The organism is Mongoliitalea daihaiensis (genome assembly GCF_021596945.1).
Classification (GTDB): domain Bacteria; phylum Bacteroidota; class Bacteroidia; order Cytophagales; family Cyclobacteriaceae; genus Mongoliitalea; species Mongoliitalea daihaiensis.
Genome location: NZ_CP063779.1, coordinates 2,440,559 through 2,458,072, shown reverse-complemented (window position 1 = coordinate 2,458,072; position 17,514 = coordinate 2,440,559). Strand labels below are relative to the sequence as shown.

The following is a 17,514-nucleotide window of genomic DNA, read 5'->3' as shown; positions in this document are numbered from 1 at the left end:
AGCTATGTGTGGTAGATATTCGCTCAGCAAAAGCAAGATAGAACTAGAAGAACGATTTCAGGCAGAGATGTTGGGAGACTTCAAACCTCGGTACAACATTGCTCCCTCTCAATTGGTCCCTGTCATCACTTCAGATAGTCCAAAAGGGTTTTCTTTCTTTTACTGGGGTCTCACACCAGACTTTGCCAAAAACAAACCTGTCTCTATCAATTTCATCAATGCACGTGCAGAAACAGTCCACCAAAAAGTCTCCTTCAAATCCGCCTTTCAAAAGCGGCGATGTTTGATTCCCGCAGATTGTTTTTTTGAATGGAAAAAAGTAGGTAAAAAAACAAAAATTCCTTATCGATTCGCACTGGAGAATGACGAATTGTTTGCTTTTGCCGGCATCTGGGAAGAATTTGAAAATGAAAAAGGAGATAACAACCATACTTTTTTAATCCTGACAACCCAACCCAACTCTGTGGTAGGAGAAATTCACGACAGAATGCCCGTGATACTTACCAAAGAAGACGAAAGGAAGTGGTTAGACCCTTACAGTTCAGAAGAAACTTTACTCAACCTCTTAAATCCATACCAGCCCGAATTAATGGCCTCTCACACTGTCTCTCCGTTGGTTAATTCAGTGCACAATGACAGTCCTGGAATCATTCGAAAAACCTCTCCTATGGATCAATTTGGAAACTATACCCTATTTGGATAATGCCTACTATACATACAATCGACCTTCAATTTCTTGAAACCTCCGAAGCCATTGCTTGTTTTTTAATAGAGACATCGGTAGGACCAATTCTTATTGAAACTGGACCAGAAAGTACTTTTCCTCAGCTTCAACAGGGCATAGAACAGCTTGGATTCCAGGTATCAGATATTGCCCATGTTTTCTTATCACACATTCATTTCGATCATGCAGGTGCAGCCTGGAAATTTGCAGCGCTCGGCGCAAAAATCCATGTTCATCCATTGGGTTTACCTCACCTTGCAAGTCCTGAAAAATTATGGAATTCTGCTGCTATGATTTATGGGAAAGAAATGGAACGACTTTGGGGGAGTATGCAAGCGATTCCTGAAGAAAATCTTGTTTCGGTTGGAGATGGTCAAACATTCGTGGTGGGTAACCTTACTCTTGAGGGTCTTCATACCCCTGGACATGCTGTACATCATATTGCTTGGAAAATTGACTCCATCATATTCACCGGAGATGTAGCAGGAGTGAAAATTGACAATGGCCCAGTGGTTCCTCCATGCCCTCCACCAGACATTCACATAGAAGATTGGAAAAACTCCATCGGGAAAATCCTCGAGCATCGACCAACTCAGCTTTATTTAACTCACTTTGGGGTGATAGATCAGCCTATTAAACACATGGAAGCATTGACTCTAGTCTTGGATGATTGGGCTCAGTGGATGAAGGAACATTTTGAAAACCAAACGCCCAGTGATGAGGTTACTAAGCTGTTCATGCGATATACAAGAAAACAGTTGGAGGTAAAAAACTGCTCAGATGCGCTTATTCAGGTTTATGAATATGCCAATCCAAGCTGGATGTCTGTAGCAGGTCTTTTACGCTATTGGAAATTGAAAAGCCAGGGAAGAATCTAGCAAACCAGGCCTACCCTTACGGATTGCTTAGTTTTGGTAATCCCATCCAATAATTGGATATTTGCCTCGCCAACAGAACGCTAAGCCCAAGTTTAACCAAAATCATTCTTCATGAAAAAATCCAGAATAACAGGTGCCGGTCATTATGTACCAGAGAATATCATCACCAACGATTATCTTTCTTCCATCATGAACACCAATAACGATTGGATTGTGGAGCGAACAGGTATTCATGAAAGACGTTGGTTTACGCCTGGAAAAGACACAGTAACAAGCATGTCAGCTGCTGCTTCCAAAATGGCCTTGGAGCGGGCAGGCCTGAGCCCAAAAGATATAGACTTCATTGTTTTCGCAACTATTACTGCTGATTACTTTTTACCAGGAAATGGTGTTTTGTTGCAGCGGGAATTAGGTATGCAAGGTATTGGTGCACTGGATATCAGAAACGCTTGTTCAGGCTTTATCTATGGCCTTTCGGTAGCAGATCAATTTATCAAAACAGGGATGTATAAAAACATCCTAGTCGTAGGCGCAGAAATCCAGTCCTCCGCTTTGGATAAAAGCGATGAAGGCAGGTCAAGTGCCGTCATCTTTGCAGATGGTGCAGGTGCTGTGGTGCTATCAGCTGTAGAGTCCAACATGCCTGGTATCTTGTCTACACACTTGCATGCCGATGGTGACCATGCAGAAGAATTGTATTGCATCGCACCGAGTTCTAGCCAACCTGTTAGAATCTCTCAGGAACTCATAGAACGTGGAGACTTCTTTTTAAAAATGAACGGAAATGCAGTATTTAAGCATGCTGTAGTACGCTTTTCTGAAGTAATCAATGAAGCACTTGAGGCCAATGGAATAGACAAATCTGAAATTGATCTTTTGGTACCTCACCAAGCTAACTTGAGGATCAGCAATTATATTCAACAAAAAATGGGCTTACCAGATGAGAAGGTGTTTAACAATATCATGTATTTGGGAAACACTACGGCAGGCACCATCCCCATCGCATTGTCCGAAGCTTGGGAACAAGGTAGAATTAAAGAAGGTGATCTTATTTGTTTAGCTGCTTTTGGCAGTGGCTTTGCATGGGCATCTGCATTGCTTAGATGGTAATATGAAGGAAGAAATTAACCGTCGTTTGTTGGAAAATAAATCCTTGTGGGAAGAAATCAACCAACAAACGACGCTTTTTTTATCACTTTTCACAGAACTCTCTAATCAATACAACCAAGAGAGACTTACATCCATCTTCCCCTTCGCCAAGGGCTGCAAAGTCACCAAAGGTTTGCAATTGGAGGGCTATCCTTATCAAGTGTTGGATTTGATACGGGATTTTGATCCAGACTCAGGATTCAATATTCGGATTTTAAATTGGTGGGGGCATGGGCTCTATCTTTTGGTTCTTGGTGGTAGAGATTTTGGAGGGAGATTGATAGAATTTAATCTGAGTCATACATCCTCATTTAGTATTAGTCAGGATTTCGACGTGTGGAATTATAAAAAAATCTTACACCCAGTCAGGGAAAAAAATTATACTAAGGTACATGAAAGCCTGCAAATCTTTAAAAAAATAGAACTACCCGATACCGCAACCCAATTGCAAGTAGTACTGTCAAAAGAAATTGACAGAATTCTTGAATATCCGTGGTAATTCTTTCCTTTTTTCTTCAAATTGAACTAATTTACAACCGCATATTGTAGATTACGTAAGTATATAATTGAATCCTGACCAACTTCTTATGAAATATATTTTTGTTGCCTTCTTCATCCTCAGCATCGCAACGGCTACTCTTGCTCAAAACACCCCCAATGTTGTCAGCATTTTCAACAGTGATTCAACATTGGTAGGGACTGGGATTTTAAGAAATGGCTTGATGGAAGGTTTATGGAGATTTGAAAACCCAAAGACAAGACAACTAATACAAACCATCAATTTCGAGGCTGGTAGCCGAGAAGGACTCTTGACAACATTTCAGGCAGGAAATGTGAAAAAGTCAGAACGGCAGTATAGAAATAATCAATTAAATGGTAGCTACCGAGAATTTGACAGCACAGGTGCGCTTGTTTTGGAAATGTCTTTTGCTGATTCAATTCCTGTAGGGACCTATAAGGAATTTTTCGGAAGAGACGGGAATTTCAGTTGGTTGAATCCTCGGCAAGTAAAAGTAGAGGGACAATATCAAAATGGAAAAAAAGAGGGTACTTGGGTTAAATTTTACGATACTGGCGAATTACTGTCTAGGGAGAATTATAAAGCAGGATTAAGATCAGGACCCTACAGGGAATTTTTTCCTCAAGGTGATATTTTGGTCGAAGTCGACTATAAAAATGGAGAGCCTGATGGTCCTTACACGCGCTATGCAGGTACAAGGATGGTGTCCGAAAAAGGCACGTATGAGAATGGAAAGAAGATCGGAGAGTGGATAAGTTACTTCCCTGGCACCAAATCAGTAGAATCTAGGCAGTTTTTTGATAACCGAGGGAACAAAACTGGAGAATGGAAATTCTTTTATGAAAATGGGAGAACGGCTCGTATTGAACGGTATGAGAATGATTTGCCCACAGGTACATGGGAAGAGTTTTTCCCTAACAGAAAGCTTTCGAAGCGAATGATATATGCCTTAGGATTACCCACAGGTGAATATATCGAAAACCACTCTAATGGAAAAGTTTCTGTTAAAGGTCAATATAAAAATGGAGCAAAAGATGGGCTATGGATCAGCTATTTCCCGGAAGGCAATGTTTATTCTGCAGGAGAATATAGAAATGATTTAAAAACTGGTCTTTGGAAATACTTCAATAAAATTGGAATACTTATCGCCGAAGGAGAATATTCATTAGGTTCTGAAAATGGTCAGTGGTTTTATTATTACGATGGAGGGCAACTAAAATCTGTTGGATCTTATTTTTTAGGGTTTGAAAATGGCGTATGGGGTCTGTTTTATGATAATAAGCAACTCACGCAAGAAGAATACTGGGACAATGGGCGCTTAATGAATCTAGGCGAATATTTTTCCTACGATGGTAGTACCACCTATGATAAGGGAACATTATCTAATGGAAACGGAACAAGATTGACCTATTATACATCGGGAGACAAAGAATCGGAGGGTACTTATGTCAATGGAAAGGCTGATGGAACATGGGTTTATTTCCATGAAAATGGCCGAAAAGCTTCGGAAGGGCAGATGAAAGATGGGAAAAAAGAAGGACCTTGGAGATACTTTAATGTAGCTGGACGATTGGAACAGATTATTAATTTCAAGAATGACGAGATACTAGCAGACCCGTCTGATACTATGTAACCCAATATTTTCGGGATCATAAAACAAATAGTTATCCTTCCTGTTATTAAGTTAAAAAAGAGCTATGTTTGGATTATTCAAAAAGAAAACAGAACTGGAGAAGCTTCAGGAACAATATAAAAGCTTGCTAGAGAAATCTCACAAAGTATCTCACTCCAATCGTACAGAAGCCGACAAACTGATGGCAGAAGCCGAGGAAGTTGCAAAAAAGATTGATGCCTTAAAAAAATAATCAAAGCCGAGCAATCGGCTTTTTTTAATTACCTAATTTTCAATCACTTCGCTATTACCCTTGATTTTTTTTTATTTAAAAATTAAAATGGCAAAATATTTGTAAACTATCTATCTTGATCTCACTGACATGTGTCAAAATTTTATTTGTTTATTTTTATTTTTTTGAATTATTATTTCTTTTTAATTCCATATAGCCAAACTAAACCAATTCAATTTCATTTTTTTCAAAACTTTTGATTGAAACGATCCGTATATACAATCAAAAGTACACTAAACCAATACTGTTATGAAAAGGTCAATCAAAATATTCGTAATCGTGCTGATGATGGGAATAGGGTACCTTGTCCCACAGCAAACATCCGCATCTCCTTTCGGTGTGAATTTTCAAGTTTTCTACAATGAGCTGAGTCCTTTTGGTGACTGGGTAATGGACCCTACTCATGGATATATTTGGGTTCCTTATGTAGACGCACACTTTCATCCCTATGCCACTCATGGGAGATGGGTGATGACTTCCTTTGGCAACACTTGGGTATCAGACTTCGCTTGGGGTTGGGCGCCCTTCCACTATGGTAGATGGTTTTGGTCTAACTTCTACGGCTGGGCTTGGGTTCCTGGCTACGAATGGGGACCGGCTTGGGTTAGCTGGAGAAGCGGTGGTGGATTTTATGGATGGGCACCTTTAGGCCCAGGACTACACGTCAATGTATCATTCGGTATTCCAAATAATCATTGGGTCTTTATCCCACAAAGAAGATTTAGACACAGACACTTTGCTCGGTATTACGTATCTCATCATCGAGTTACCAATGTATTTCATCAGACGACCATTATAAACAACACCACTATTGTGAATAATAACACATTCTATACTGGCCCTTCACGCAGAGAAATCGAACGTGTCACCAATAGCAGAGTACAGGTATACAATGTACAGGAAAGCAATCGACCTGGAAGAGCAGTAGTAAGAAGCAATGCTGTTGAAATTTACAGGCCTCAAATTCAGTCTGACAGAAACAGCAGGGATGTTGTTAGACCTGCGACTGCTTACAGTCAGGAGGAATTCAGAAGCCGCAATGCTACAAGAGCAGCAGCACCTAGTCAAGGAAGAGCAGTAGCACCTGCCAACCGTGGTACAGAAGCAAATGGAAATTCCAGAAATGGACAAGTCAGATCTGCTCAAACCCCATCTAGAGCAAATGTACCTGCCGGTAATTCTAGAGGTAATGAAGTAAACAGGGCTTCTTCTGGAAACAACAATCCTTCCCGAGGCTCAACTGTAAATACTGGAGGACAAAACAGAAATGAAGGAGTGAGAGCTACATCTCCAGCAAGCAGAAATGCTGCAACTGCCCCAGCAGTAAGGAATAATAGCCAAAACAGAAGCTCCTCTTCTGCTCCAGCTGTGAGAAATGCTCCAGCTAGAACCTCCGGAAATAATCAGTCTTCTACTGTTAACAGAAGTCAAAGTACTGCACCAAGAGCTAGTGCCCCAGCTTCTAGCCGAAGTCAGTCTGTCAAAGCACCTTCTAATAACCAAAGAAGTTCGGGCCAAGTTAGCACTCCTAGATCAACCAACAACAGGTCTTCGAGTGCAAGCAAGCCAAACGTAGCTCCTAACAAGAACAGTAGATCGTCTAGTGCTGCTAAACCAAGTGTAGCTCCTAGCAGAAGCAGTAGTTCTTCATCTGGAAACAAGGCTACTAGTAGATCATCAAGCAGTAGCTCTTCTAGGAATAGAGGCAACAATTAAAACACAACTGATTTAACTATCCTATATATACCAAAAAAGGCCTTAAGGCCTTTTTTTATGTTCTTTGGAAATCATCTTGTACTCTTACAATATCATCTTCATCTGATGGATGATTCATGTCCACATGCTGCCAAATTTCAGCAACTACCCCCCAACCTTTGGTGCCTATCAACCGATGACGCTCACCTGTTGCCAGTGAAATAACCTGACCGATTTGCAATGCATCCACAGGACCTTCTACATCCGTAGCACTTCTGCTGATAGCTGCATTACCCGCAACCAATTTCCATACCTCAGATCTTCGGAAATGATACTGCCAAGATAACCTCTTCTGAGGTGCCACCACTAAAATCTTTGGACTTAATTTTTGTAAAAATTGACTTTCTGACATCTCTAAATCATCGAAAAATAAGCTCTTGAATAGTTTGATTTGACTTTCTTCGATCACAAAGAAACCACCCCAGGGACGGGATTGATCCTCGAAAACAATCGTTAGACCATGACTTATTAATTCGCTCCTAATTTCATCAAAAACAATTCCCTTAAAGGCGTTTTCATCTGAGATTTTCTTAAGTTTCATTTGCTTTTTAGTTTAAATAAAAATCTATGATCAAATCTAAAAAATCAAATTGAAAATATTTCTTGGATAAGCTACATTTTAAAAAAATAACTTGATTTCAATCGAAAAGAACTGATCCATACCTTCAATAATTTAATAAAAAAAAATTGAACCAATAGACATATCTTGGTTTGGACATCAAGAAACTTATTCAATCAAGCGCATCAATAACTAATTTTTTTAAAAAAGCCTGTGATCTTATGTATAAATTTTATCATATTTGTCAAGAATCAATAACATATGAACTTAAAACATCCTCATCAAACATTAGAGAAAATCGATGGTGTAGTAGAAACTAAAAGTTATCTAAATAAGCTAAAACTTATCAAAAACATCTACATCAAAGGAAGTAATACAGCTGGTGAAATTTGTACAGAGGTTGGAATAAGTTTACCTACTGTCAATTCACTCTTAGGTGATCTGATTGCTTCTGGAGAAATCATAAAGCATGGAAGAGCTGAATCTCAAGGAGGTAGAAAGCCTGATCTTTATAGACTTGCTGAGAATTCATTTTTTATCATTTCGGTAGACATTAATAAATTTAGGGTTCGAACTGCGATTTACAATAGCAATAATATTCAAGTTTCTAAACCTGAGATTCTAAAAATCACACTCAATAACGATAAAGATACTTTTGATAAAATTGGTGACTTTTTAATCACCTATCTAAAAAGTTCTGGTATTCCTTTAGAAAAAATAATTGCAGCGGGTATTTCAATGCCAGGCCTAATTGATGCCATCAATGGAATTAATCATACCTATTTGAAATTTGACCAGAACAGCTTAGTTGAAAATTTTGAAAGAAAATTAGAAATGAAAGTTTTTTTGGAAAATGATGCCAGAGCTATGACATTGGCTGAATTCAAATTTGGACAAAACGACCAATATAAGAATGTTCTGGGAATTTTCATCGGTTGGGGTATTGGTCTAGGCATTATTATAGACGGGAAAATTTATCAAGGGGCCTCGGGATTTGCAGGAGAATTTTCTCATTCACCTATTTTTGAATCAAGAGAGGTAACCTGCGCTTGTGGCAAAAAGGGATGTTTGGAGTCCGTAGCATCAGGTACTGCCATCGTCCGAATGGCCAAAGAAGCAATCGAATATGATCATGATTCTATTCTTGCAAGAATGACTCGGGAAAATAATGGAGAAATTGAACCATATTTAGTAGTAGATGCTGCATTAGCAGGAGATCAGAGAGCCATCACTATTTTATCGGAAGCTGGCTTGGATTTAGGAAGAGGAATTTCTATTTTAATTCAATTATTGAACCCTGAATTAATTATCATAGGCGGTTCTGTAGCAGAAGCCAAGCAATACCTTGTAACCCCTATTCAGCAGGCACTTAACATTTACTCCATGGCTAAAGCCAGAGAAAACACAGAGCTGACGCTGTACAAACTCGGAAAGGAAGTTGGGTTACTAGGGGGAGTCGCCGTAGTCAATGAAAAAATATTTGAGGAATTCTTCCAATGAATTCCTCATTGATTTATTAGCCTATGAATACCCAAAGTTACCTACGCTTCACCAGTCTTTTATTAATTATCTTGCTGGGAAGTAGTAATACCTCAAACCCACCCAATCAAGCACTTTTTGAGTTGCTCAATCCAAAGAAGTCAGGCATCACTTTTTCCAACAAGCTTACTGAAAATAAGAAAAACAACATCCTAACTTACGAATATTTTTACAATGGGGCTGGAGTAGCAGTCGGAGACATCAACAATGATGGATTGGAAGATATTTTTTTCACTGGAAATATGGTGGAAAATAAACTCTACCTCAATAAAGGAGATTTTAAATTTCAGGATATTACCCAATCGGCGGGCGTTAGTGGAAGAAACTCTTGGACAACAGGAGTCACTATGGTGGATATCAATGGGGATGGTTTATTGGACGTTTATGTATGCTATTCAGGTAATGGAGATCTTGATAGCAGAAGAAATCAGTTATTTATCAATCAGGGTGACTTAACTTTCAAAGAGGAAGCTAGCAAATACGGATTGGACGATCCCTCCAATAGTACACAAGCACTTTTCTTTGATTTTGATCAAGACGGGGATTTGGATTTATTTTTATTGAATCATCACATTGAAGTGATCAACGAAATAGAATTTGACAAAGCACGCTCAGTAAGGCATCCCTTTGCAGGAGATAAATTATTTAGAAACGATAATGGAGTTTTTGTAGACATTTCAGAAGAGGCAGGTATCAAAGGAAATGCTATGGGCTTTGGCCTTGGCGTTATCGCAAGTGATCTCAACGGAGATGGGTGGTTGGATATATATGTCAGCAATGATTACATTGAGCAAGACTATATCTACATCAATAATGGAGATGGTACCTTTAGTGATCAAATGGAAGATATGCTCCAACATGTTTCCCATTTCTCTATGGGGCTTGACATTGCAGACATCAATAATGATGGTTTGATGGATATTTTCACATTGGATATGCTTCCTGAGGACAATAAACGTCAAAAACTACTCTATGGACCTGAAAATTACGAGCAGTATGCATTGATGGTTAATCGTGGTTTTTACCATCAAAATATGCGAAACATGCTACAGCTCAATCAAGGCATGGGTAAGTTTTCCGAAATTGGACAGCTAGCCGGGATTTCCAATACAGACTGGAGTTGGGCGGCCCTTTTTTTTGACGCCAATAATTCTGGTTTTAAAGATCTATTTGTAACGAATGGTTACTATCGTGACTATACCAATAGGGATTTTCTGAAGTATAAAGGTGATTATTACTTTAAAGCAGCAGTCAATCGAGAAAAAGCTGATACCCTCCACTTGGTTACATCCATGAGCTCTACTCCCATTCCTAACTATATTTTTGAAAACGGAGGTGATTTACAATTCAAGGATCAATCAAAAAACTGGGGAATTGCAAGCCCTGGATTTAGCAGTGGTGCCGCGTATGCTGACTTAAATAACGATGGATACCTTGACCTAATTGTCAATAATATTAATGAGGCAGCATCTATCTATCAAAACCAAAGGGGAAAACAAGGATCTAAACAAAATTTTCTGCAAATCAAACTTAAGGGAAACACCCTCAATAGCTCAGGTATTGGTGCGTTGGTTTCAGTGTATGCTGATGGACAGACACAAACCCAGGAACAAATGCCTACCCGCGGATTTCAATCGAGTGTATCTCACCGCCTGCATTTTGGACTAGGAAACGTTACTAAAATAGACTCCATTGCTATCAAATGGCCTGAAGGCAAAATCCAGAAATTAGGCCCTACAGAAGCCAATCAGCTACTAACCATTGAGCAAGAGCATTCGCAACCGTGGACAGCGCCTCCACGCGTAGCATCAATTTTTAAGAAATCTTCCCAAACAGTCCCTTATCTACATCAGGAATCTGGATTCAATGACTTTAAAAGACAACCCTTATTGATTGAAATGCCATCTTATGTAGGACCTGTGATGGCAGCTGCAGACATAACTGGTGACGGACAGGAAGAGATTTTCATTGGAGGAAGCAAGGGTAAAGCAGGAAGCATCTTTCAGTTGGTCAATGGAAACTGGAAAGCATATAACGGATATAGGGCCTCTGTAGAATTTACAGATGCATGTGCAGTTTTTGATGACTTTAATGGAGATGGATGGATGGATCTATATGTTTGCAGTGGTGGATATCACGACTACCTTTCCACTGATCAGTCTCTTCAGGATCGTATCTACTTAAATGATGGGAAAGGAAATCTCATTTGGAACAAAGAGGCTTTACCAAAAATCCAGACCAGTACTTCAGTAATTGCAGTTGCAGACTTCAATCGGGATGGGAAACCAGATATTTTTGTAGGAGGTACTGTCATGCCTGGTAAGTACCCTAACACACCCCAAAGCTATTTATTGATCAATGAAGGCCAGGGGAAATTTAGTGATCAAAGTAAGGAATGGCTACCCAAACAAGGAAAGCTAGGAATGGTCAAGGCGGCGGCAGTGCTTGATTTAAATTCGGATGAGAAACCTGACCTGATCGTCACAGGGGAATATATGCCCCTTGAAATATTGATTAACAAAGACACCTCTTTTACTTTAGAATCCCATAAATATATTGATCAACCTAGTGAAGGTTGGTGGTCAAGTATCGCATTGGCAGACCTGGATAATAATGGAAAATTGGATATAATCGTTGGAAATTTTGGTCTAAACAGTCCCTTCAAACCAAGTCCAAAAGAACCCTTAACCTTATATTTTGGGGATTTTGATGATAATGGTTCCTTAGACCCAATACTTACCTCCTATATCCAAGGAAAAGCGTATCCATTTGCAAGCAGGGACGAGCTATTGGATCAACTATATGATATGCGACGCAAGTTTACGGACTATGCCAGCTATGCTTCAGCAGAAATCCAACAAGTGCTAAGCAAAGAGCAATTGGCAAGTGCCTCACGCCTACGGGCTACTGAATTGCGTTCTGTCGTCTTACTACAAAAAAATAATAAACTTGAAATGCATCCCCTACCAATCGAAGCACAATTTGCCCCAATACATGCCATACAGGTCTTGGATTATGATGGTGATGGAAACCTGGACATTTTGCTTGGGGGAAATCAAACATACACAAGACTCCGAATTGGTGTAATTGATGCTAGCTTTGGACAACTTTTCAAAGGCGATGGAAAAGGAAATTTTTCATTTATTCCACAACTAGAATCCGGACTTTGGTTGAAGGGCGATGTTAAATCCATTCTTACATTTCCATCTCAACCTAAAACTTTTTATTTTGGCTTGAATAATCAAGGAATCAGTAGCTATGAGTTACAGTAAAAAATCTTACAAACGATTTCAAAACAGAATCAAACATTTACTTCTAGCCTTGATTTTGGTCATCGGGTGTTTAAAACAAGAAGTGCATGCCCAAAAACAAGCGGTTCCCCCTGCCCTATTTACTGAAAATTTATTCTACACTACTGAGGTAATGGTAACGGACGTAGCCTCACCTCCAGCTGCCGCAAGGTTTTATGCTTACACAACCCTAGCTGCTCACCTTGCATACACTCAAGCCAGTAAAAGTTCATTGGACGAAAGTCTTCTTCTCTTGACCAACCGCCAATTAGAACCAATGATTTTGGATAATTCAGAAATTATGCCTGAGTTTGTATCTACCTATGCGATGCTGCTTGTTGGCCAACAAATCATGCCATCGGGTGACTTATTACTGGAAAAGCAGCATAAACTAATCAGTATATTCTTGAAAAGGAAATGGTTAGGTAAAAAGGAGATTGAAAAAAATATTCAATTTGCAAGCACCATTGCCAATCAAGTTTTGAGGTTAGCTCGAACAGACGGGTACAGGCAGTTGAGTACGCTCACGCGTTATAGCCCCAAAAAAGGGGAAGGGTATTGGTTTCCAACACCACCGGCTTATATGGCTGCTGTTGAGCCTGAATGGAGAACAATTCAACCATTTTTTCTAACAAACATCCAACAGTATAAGCCCAGTCCTCCTGCACCATTTGATCTGACAGAGGGTTCTCCATTTAAAGTGCAGCTCGACGAAGTGTTTGAAGTCACAAGAACCCTAACCGAAGAACAAGAATTAATTGCCAATTTTTGGGATTGCAATCCTTTCAAGGTAGAGTTTTCAGGACATATGGCAATCGGGATCAAAAAAATTTCCCCTGGAGGGCATTGGGTGGGTATTACAGGAATTGCTAGTGAAAAAGCTAAGCTAAACTGGGAAGAAACATTGTATATACATGCCCTAGTCTCCATGGGTTTACACGATGCATTTATCAGTTGCTGGGAAGAAAAATATGATTCCGACCGTGTAAGACCAGAATCTGTCATCCAACGCCACCTGGACCAGGAATGGCGACCTTTATTACAAACACCTCCTTTTCCAGAGTACACCAGTGGGCATAGTGTCATTTCAAGTGCTACAGCTGAGATTTTAACAGCTTACTTTGGAGACAATTTTAATTTTATTGATACCTCTGAGATTTACTTTGGATTACCAGAAAGAGCTTTTGACTCCTTCTATCAAGCTGCTGAGGAAGCTGCAATCTCTCGCCTATATGGAGGAATCCATTTCCGCGATGCCATTGAAGAAGGAGTCAAACAAGGGAGAAAGATTGGATTAACAATTTTAGAAATTGTCAATCCACCAAATTCCCTTGCAAATCAATGGAAATAGCAAAAGGATTCAATAGTTCATCAAGCAAGACAGCTACTTGTAAACGGGTCAGGAGGTGCTCCATAGGTGGAAATTGACCCATTGACCTCTTTTCCCATCCTTTCCTGATCTCTTCTATAGTCATCCTTCTATTAAGTTCTTGCATCAGTTCCACAAAAAAAGCCATGGTAAGCGTTTCTCCAGATGCATTCCAATAATTAGACAAAACAGGATAAAGTGGTCTTAAACCCTCAGCAAGATCATATTCGGAAAGCGTTTTTTCTGGATAAAACCATGTTTGATTAGCCCACTTATACGGCACTCCATAGCCTTTTAAAATACCAGTAGCTCCAATTCGTTGGATAGCCTGAAAGTGTGCATGGGAGGATTGAATATCTATGTAAGGCATAATGTAAGCATTGGCTTCGAGTAGTTGTTGTTGGACATCTCTAACCTCGATCTCTTGAAGATTTTTATGATTCAAAATTGCCACAGCTGCTAAAGCTCCAGCAGCCTGTCCAATTCCAAGTACGACCGGTTGTAATCGACTGGCTCCATTCACAATATTTGAAACTCCAATACTTTTTTCTGCTACGATCAAATGAGTAGAACCTTTAGGTATCAAGCTTCCTAAAGGAACATTGTAGGATGGTACCCTGATTTTAATAAAATCGATTTCCGGTGCTTCCAGATTCATCTTATGATGATGATCAATGGTGTAATCACCCACTGCGATACCTGTTCTAAACAGAGGATTTTCTTGCTTGAAAGGCTCCAGCACATGTGGCAATGTAAACATTGCTTCTGTCAGAGTTCTTCGGGACTCTCTATGATAGGGAATAAAGGGCAATTGATCTACTGTTGGGAACTCATCGTCTGCAATTCCCAAATGCTTATAGCCTAATTCCTGCTGTATATAATAAATGAATCGTAAGGAATGAAGCTTTGCCTCTTTAAGTGCTTCCATTCGCTCTTCTGGGCTCATTTCAACGATATTCATATAAAAATCATTGCCACAATTAGGCCAATTGATCATGTATTTGCCATTTGGTAGCTTTCCATAATTGAGCATTTTCTGACAGTCATTGGTTGGGTCGTCAAATGAAGTAGGATCGGCATGGTCGCAAGCACAGTCAAAAATGGATGGATCATAACCTTCAGGTTTAGGAATAGTCCTATCGTTGCCTACTCCAAAATCCTTTAATATAACCACATAAGTTAGATCTTGAACTATATCATTTGCTTCTAACGGTGCATAAATTTCCCCAAATCGAGCTTGACTATCCATACCTATAAAATATTCATATCCTTGAGCTGCCATCACATCCCCAAGTTCTGTTGCATCAATCAGCATTTGGGCAATGATGCTCTTTAACTGACCTTCCTGTGAATAGGTTACTACCCAAGAATTGTTTTCAAATTGAATACTATTCCATTTAGCATGGTGAATAACCCTCAGATTGATTTGATCTTTGGTCCATTCCTGAAAAAATTTATTCCCAATGGACGGCTCAAACAAGGTATTCGACACCCATCCTGTACCAACAGCTTCAGCCCCCCCATAATGATTGTAAAGTTTTTCCCGAAACTCCCCCCAAATACCTGATGGCATTCGGTGATTCCCGTCAATGGCGGAAACTCCAGCTGCTGTAAGCATTCCACCCAGCCAAGGAGTTTCTTCTAATACTACAGTAGAAATCCCCATTCTAGAAGCCTGAATAGCTGCTGATACTCCACTAGCTCCACCTCCAATGATCAATAATTGTGTTTGTTCCTGACCAATACATAGGGAAAATGACCCTAGGAGCATCAAAATTGTACTGAAAACATTTTTAACCATAGTTTTTGGAATTTAATATGATCAATGAAGCTGCACCAACCATCGGAGCATGCTCTCCTAATTCACTTATTTTTATTGAAATTTTCAACTTTTGTTTGAATAAATTCCTCTCTAAAGCAGGTAGAAACCAAGGATAGGCTTTGGCAATATTCCCTCCCAAAAGCAATAATTCAAAAGGATAATGCTGATGTTGCACCTGAACAAATTCAGCAAGATTAGCTGCAAATTCATCAAACAAGAAAGTGGTAACTGAGAAGAAATCCGGATTCTCTACCAATGTCTTCACATTTGATACCCTTACCCCAAAATAATCAAAAGCTTTGTTTACAAACCAAGAAGTTGAAAAATACTCTTCAGCAATGCCTTCTTTAAATGGGTTTGACCAAAGATCAGCATCAAAAACATTTCCCTCTACTTTCCAAGCAGATCCTAAGCCTGTCCCTAAAGTAAGTAGAAGGACCTTTTCGAAGGTAAACTGCCTAGCTGTAACTGCTTCCCCTCTAAGATATGCTTCTGCATCATTTAAAAAGTAAATATCTGACTCCATTAAACCTGTAAACTCAGCAAAAGTCTTGCGGATATTAAGTCCAAAAATTGATCGGAACTTCTCTTGTTGTGAAATTAGACTAACACCATTTGGATAGTCAAAAGGTGCGGGAAAAGCTATTCCCATTCCTTTGATGAAATATTTCGATTTCACCTGACCCAGTATTTGTCTCCAGGCATTCAAAATCTCTTGGCGGCTTTTAATTGCATCAACTTGGGAATGAAACATATCAATCATTTGAAAGTCAACTGAATTGGCAGAAAATATCCCTACAGCCATATGAGTCCCCCCAATATCTACACCTAAGACAACTGATATTTTTTTTTGATTCATTAGGGACTAAGGTAACGATTCATAGCTTTTAACAATGTATGGTCTTCAGAGTCTTCATGATATTCCCAAAACATCATGCCCCCCAATCCCAATTCTTTCACAAATGCTACTTTGGATTGGATGGATTGTTCATTTTCGTAAGTGAAGAAAATCGAGTCAAGGGGGTTCCACAAATACGGAGCTTGACTAGCCTCATCCCATAGTTTTTGATAGTTTTCGTCTGCAATATAAGATTGCATATCCTTAAATGAGAAATTTTTCCATCCAACTGCCTCTTGATTCAATCCATTATTTTCAGGGTTAACAGACTTCCATGCCTTACCGTAAAAAGCAACACCAACAACCAACTTCTCGGCTGGCACACCAGCTTCCAAGTGCTGCCTAACTGCTGCTCGAGTGGAGCGCATATTTGGTTTCGGAGCACTAAGGTTGGTATGATGCCCTGTCTTAGGAGCCCATACCCCTGTAAAGTCATAGGTCATGATATTGATAAAATCCAAGTATTTTTGAGCTTCTCCCAAGTTATTGGCATCCACATATTCCTGGAATCCACCTGATGCAATAGTATGTAGATAATGCCTATGGTGAAGAGCCCCCAAACTGTCCAGCGCTTTCCTAACCGACTGAAGCATCCACACGAAATTTTCTCGGTCTTCATCTCTGTAAGGATTGTCATCTCCGGGAATTCCAGGGTATTCCCAATCAAAATCTAAGCCATCTAACCGATGCTTAAGTAAGTAATCTATGGCAGAATCTGTTAATCGCTTTCTCCCTTCGGGAGTTAGAACGGCATCTGAGAAGCCTTTGGACCAAGTCCAACCACCAATAGAAATCAGAATTTTCAATTCAGGATTGATAGCCTTTAAAGAATTTAATGCTACTAGGTTAGTGCTATCCTGTTCAAATCTACCTTCACCTTCCGTCACCAGTCCGTCGACCACATTTGCGAAGGCATAATTGATATGGGTAAATGCAAAAGGATCTATACTCGAAACATCTAGATTTTTCCAGCCTGCGATATATCCAATGAGCTTATAGGGGGGCTCTTGAAAAGAATTTGGTTTAGAAGTACATGAGATCACCTGTAACAAACCAAATCCAATGATTAAAAACAGTAGTTTTTTCATAGTATTTAGGTGTAAAAAA

General features: G+C 39.5%; 14 protein-coding genes. 10 read left to right on the top strand and 4 right to left on the bottom strand.

Going from position 1 to position 17,514, the window contains the following annotated elements:
* The first annotated feature begins 4 nt into the window (after positions 1–4).
* The 7 genes from IPZ59_RS10395 (at position 5) to IPZ59_RS10365 (ending at position 6,891) form a co-directional block, all read left to right on the top strand.
* The gene (locus tag IPZ59_RS10395; RefSeq protein ID WP_236135980.1) at positions 5–703 is read left to right on the top strand and encodes an SOS response-associated peptidase; all 699 of its coding nucleotides are present in this window, start codon (positions 5–7) and stop codon (positions 701–703) included.
* Complete coding sequence (locus IPZ59_RS10390; RefSeq protein ID WP_236135979.1) at positions 703–1,602, top strand: MBL fold metallo-hydrolase; 900 nt, start codon at positions 703–705, stop codon at positions 1,600–1,602. Before IPZ59_RS10395 ends, IPZ59_RS10390 begins: the two co-directional genes overlap by 1 nt.
* Positions 1,603–1,713: 111 nt before the next feature.
* Complete coding sequence (locus IPZ59_RS10385; protein ID WP_236135978.1) at positions 1,714–2,712, top strand: 3-oxoacyl-ACP synthase III family protein; 999 nt, start codon at positions 1,714–1,716, stop codon at positions 2,710–2,712.
* 1 nt (position 2,713) lies between these two features.
* Positions 2,714–3,250, top strand: coding sequence for a hypothetical protein (locus IPZ59_RS10380; protein WP_236135977.1), 537 nt, complete (start codon positions 2,714–2,716; stop codon positions 3,248–3,250).
* Positions 3,251–3,338: 88 nt separating this feature from the next.
* Positions 3,339–4,904 (top strand): toxin-antitoxin system YwqK family antitoxin, encoded by a 1,566-nt coding sequence (locus IPZ59_RS10375; protein ID WP_236135976.1) that lies wholly within the window; start codon positions 3,339–3,341, stop codon positions 4,902–4,904.
* Between the two features lie 64 nt (positions 4,905–4,968).
* A complete protein-coding gene (locus IPZ59_RS10370; RefSeq protein WP_236135975.1) occupies positions 4,969–5,136 on the top strand; it encodes a Lacal_2735 family protein in 168 nt (55 codons plus the stop codon).
* Between the two features lie 288 nt (positions 5,137–5,424).
* Positions 5,425–6,891 (top strand): DUF6600 domain-containing protein, encoded by a 1,467-nt coding sequence (locus IPZ59_RS10365; protein WP_236135974.1) that lies wholly within the window; start codon positions 5,425–5,427, stop codon positions 6,889–6,891.
* Between the two features lie 55 nt (positions 6,892–6,946).
* Here IPZ59_RS10365 and IPZ59_RS10360 read toward each other — a convergent pair whose 3' ends face one another.
* Positions 6,947–7,471, bottom strand: a complete 525-nt coding sequence (locus tag IPZ59_RS10360) for a cupin domain-containing protein (RefSeq protein ID WP_236135973.1) — start codon at positions 7,469–7,471, stop codon at positions 6,947–6,949.
* A gap of 279 nt (positions 7,472–7,750) precedes the next feature.
* Here IPZ59_RS10360 and IPZ59_RS10355 point away from each other — a divergent pair, with 279 nt between their 5' ends.
* Genes IPZ59_RS10355 through IPZ59_RS10345 form a run of 3 tightly spaced genes read left to right on the top strand, consistent with a single transcriptional unit; the run spans position 7,751 to position 13,669 of the window.
* Positions 7,751–8,989, top strand: a complete 1,239-nt coding sequence (locus tag IPZ59_RS10355) for an ROK family protein (RefSeq protein ID WP_236135972.1) — start codon at positions 7,751–7,753, stop codon at positions 8,987–8,989.
* A gap of 23 nt (positions 8,990–9,012) precedes the next feature.
* Positions 9,013–12,300 (top strand): VCBS repeat-containing protein, encoded by a 3,288-nt coding sequence (locus IPZ59_RS10350; RefSeq protein ID WP_236135971.1) that lies wholly within the window; start codon positions 9,013–9,015, stop codon positions 12,298–12,300.
* Positions 12,287–13,669 carry a vanadium-dependent haloperoxidase gene (locus IPZ59_RS10345; RefSeq protein WP_236135970.1) on the top strand — a complete coding sequence of 461 codons (1,383 nt, stop codon included), beginning with the start codon at positions 12,287–12,289 and terminating at the stop codon, positions 13,667–13,669. Before IPZ59_RS10350 ends, IPZ59_RS10345 begins: the two co-directional genes overlap by 14 nt.
* On the opposite strand, the gene IPZ59_RS10340 is transcribed toward IPZ59_RS10345, so the two are convergent.
* Genes IPZ59_RS10340 through IPZ59_RS10330 form a run of 3 tightly spaced genes read right to left on the bottom strand, consistent with a single transcriptional unit; the run spans position 13,632 to position 17,495 of the window.
* Positions 13,632–15,488: an FAD-dependent oxidoreductase gene (locus tag IPZ59_RS10340; protein ID WP_236135969.1), complete on the bottom strand. Its 1,857-nt coding sequence runs from the start codon at positions 15,486–15,488 to the stop codon at positions 13,632–13,634. The genes IPZ59_RS10345 and IPZ59_RS10340 overlap by 38 nt on opposite strands.
* On the bottom strand, positions 15,481–16,368 hold the full coding sequence (locus IPZ59_RS10335) for an ROK family protein (RefSeq protein ID WP_236135968.1): 888 nt from the start codon (positions 16,366–16,368) through the stop codon (positions 15,481–15,483). The genes IPZ59_RS10340 and IPZ59_RS10335 overlap by 8 nt, the downstream gene beginning before the upstream one ends.
* Positions 16,368–17,495 carry a glycoside hydrolase family 18 protein gene (locus tag IPZ59_RS10330; RefSeq protein ID WP_236135967.1) on the bottom strand — a complete coding sequence of 376 codons (1,128 nt, stop codon included), beginning with the start codon at positions 17,493–17,495 and terminating at the stop codon, positions 16,368–16,370. Before IPZ59_RS10330 ends, IPZ59_RS10335 begins: the two co-directional genes overlap by 1 nt.
* Positions 17,496–17,514 lie beyond the last annotated feature (19 nt).

What these genes read in the sequence shown, in the direction of transcription:
- IPZ59_RS10395 (WP_236135980.1), top strand. Translation starts at nt 5, where the DNA reads ATGTGTGGTAGATATTCGCTCAGCAAAAGCAAGATAGAACTAGAAGAA.
- IPZ59_RS10390 (WP_236135979.1), top strand. Translation starts at nt 703, where the DNA reads ATGCCTACTATACATACAATCGACCTTCAATTTCTTGAAACCTCCGAA.
- IPZ59_RS10385 (WP_236135978.1), top strand. Translation starts at nt 1,714, where the DNA reads ATGAAAAAATCCAGAATAACAGGTGCCGGTCATTATGTACCAGAGAAT.
- IPZ59_RS10380 (WP_236135977.1), top strand. Translation starts at nt 2,714, where the DNA reads ATGAAGGAAGAAATTAACCGTCGTTTGTTGGAAAATAAATCCTTGTGG.
- IPZ59_RS10375 (WP_236135976.1), top strand. Translation starts at nt 3,339, where the DNA reads ATGAAATATATTTTTGTTGCCTTCTTCATCCTCAGCATCGCAACGGCT.
- IPZ59_RS10370 (WP_236135975.1), top strand. Translation starts at nt 4,969, where the DNA reads ATGTTTGGATTATTCAAAAAGAAAACAGAACTGGAGAAGCTTCAGGAA.
- IPZ59_RS10365 (WP_236135974.1), top strand. Translation starts at nt 5,425, where the DNA reads ATGAAAAGGTCAATCAAAATATTCGTAATCGTGCTGATGATGGGAATA.
- IPZ59_RS10360 (WP_236135973.1), bottom strand. Translation starts at nt 7,471, where the DNA reads ATGAAACTTAAGAAAATCTCAGATGAAAACGCCTTTAAGGGAATTGTT.
- IPZ59_RS10355 (WP_236135972.1), top strand. Translation starts at nt 7,751, where the DNA reads ATGAACTTAAAACATCCTCATCAAACATTAGAGAAAATCGATGGTGTA.
- IPZ59_RS10350 (WP_236135971.1), top strand. Translation starts at nt 9,013, where the DNA reads ATGAATACCCAAAGTTACCTACGCTTCACCAGTCTTTTATTAATTATC.
- IPZ59_RS10345 (WP_236135970.1), top strand. Translation starts at nt 12,287, where the DNA reads ATGAGTTACAGTAAAAAATCTTACAAACGATTTCAAAACAGAATCAAA.
- IPZ59_RS10340 (WP_236135969.1), bottom strand. Translation starts at nt 15,488, where the DNA reads ATGGTTAAAAATGTTTTCAGTACAATTTTGATGCTCCTAGGGTCATTT.
- IPZ59_RS10335 (WP_236135968.1), bottom strand. Translation starts at nt 16,368, where the DNA reads ATGAATCAAAAAAAAATATCAGTTGTCTTAGGTGTAGATATTGGGGGG.
- IPZ59_RS10330 (WP_236135967.1), bottom strand. Translation starts at nt 17,495, where the DNA reads ATGAAAAAACTACTGTTTTTAATCATTGGATTTGGTTTGTTACAGGTG.